Origin of the sequence: Eggerthella sp. BIOML-A4 (assembly GCF_009875575.1) — a bacterium.
GTDB lineage: Bacteria > Actinomycetota > Coriobacteriia > Coriobacteriales > Eggerthellaceae > Eggerthella > Eggerthella lenta.
Window position 1 is genome coordinate 1 of sequence record NZ_WWRX01000041.1, and the last position, 1,015, is coordinate 1,015.

Consider the following 1,015-nt stretch of genomic DNA (forward strand, 5'->3'; position numbering starts at 1 on the left):
GTAAAAGAGCTTATCGAGGTAAGCAGCGTCGGCACTAAAGAGGGGTAGTCGTATGATCGACCTAACTGCAATAAGTCAGTGGTGCATTGCAATCACTGGCATTTTAGTGTTTTTAAAATATGTGTCGGCACCAATAAAAGCATTGCTCGAAAATAACAAAACAGCAATGGAAGGACTTCAAAACGCAATCAATAAACTTAGCAGCGATTTAAAAGATAATGATTATAAATGGGCTGAATCCCAAGCACACAGAAATCGATTACAAAATACTCAAGATAAGCATGAGGAAAGAATTGGAATTGCAGAAGATAAGCTTATTAGTCATGACGAACAATTGAAGACTTTATGGAAAGAAAAGGTAGATAAAAGATGAACTTAGAAAAATGGTCAAAAGAAGTCTTAATCAAAACAATCAAAACTATGGCACAAACAGCAGTCGGATTAATTGGTTCGGCTGTTTTAATTACTGATATTAATTGGGAGACAATGTTATCAGCAGTATTACTTTCTGGATTGGCTTGTATTCTGATGAATGTCTCTCAAATTAAGGAGTAGTGTATGACTAAAGTAACAGACTATGCTTATAGTCTATTAAATAAGCGTATAACTGTACCTTACAATCCTTACGGCGGGCAATGTGTGTCATTTGTTGACCACTTAGCAACTCATTTTACTGATAAAAACCTAGCATATACAAATGCTATTGATTTATTGGAAAAAGCACGTTCGCAAGGATTTAAAGTAACCCGTTTTACAGGTTCAGAAATTCCAAAAGTTGGCGATATCTGGGTGACTGCGACAAGTAATCATCCATTTGGTCACACAGGTATTTTTACCAAAGTGGATAATACAGGTAGTTATTTTACTACACTAGAACAAAATGTAGACTTAAACGCAGATGCATTGGAAAATGGGGGATGGGTAAGAGAAAAAAACAGAACGTTATATGTAGATGGGACATTTACTTATGACAATGATATTTTACTGCCACAAACTATGGTAGGTTGGTTTACAT

At 35.5% G+C, this 1,015-nt stretch carries 3 protein-coding genes; all 3 read left to right on the forward strand.

Features of this window, described 5'->3' with window-relative positions; genetic code table 11:
- Positions 1 to 52: 52 nt before the first annotated feature.
- Complete coding sequence (locus tag GT613_RS15255) at positions 53 to 373, forward strand: ATPase (protein WP_129984643.1); 321 nt, start codon at positions 53 to 55, stop codon at positions 371 to 373.
- On the forward strand, positions 370 to 555 hold the full coding sequence (locus GT613_RS15260) for a hypothetical protein (protein WP_129984644.1): 186 nt from the start codon (positions 370 to 372) through the stop codon (positions 553 to 555). The genes GT613_RS15255 and GT613_RS15260 overlap by 4 nt, the downstream gene beginning before the upstream one ends.
- A 3-nt stretch (positions 556 to 558) precedes the next feature.
- Positions 559 to 1,015 (forward strand): CHAP domain-containing protein (locus tag GT613_RS15265; protein WP_161172733.1); only part of this gene is annotated, 457 nt, incomplete at its 3' end.

Bases quoted from the DNA above. Each gene is read 5' to 3' on its own strand.
- GT613_RS15255 (WP_129984643.1), top strand. From the start codon at position 53: ATGATCGACCTAACTGCAATAAGTCAGTGGTGCATTGCAATCACTGGC.
- GT613_RS15260 (WP_129984644.1), top strand. From the start codon at position 370: ATGAACTTAGAAAAATGGTCAAAAGAAGTCTTAATCAAAACAATCAAA.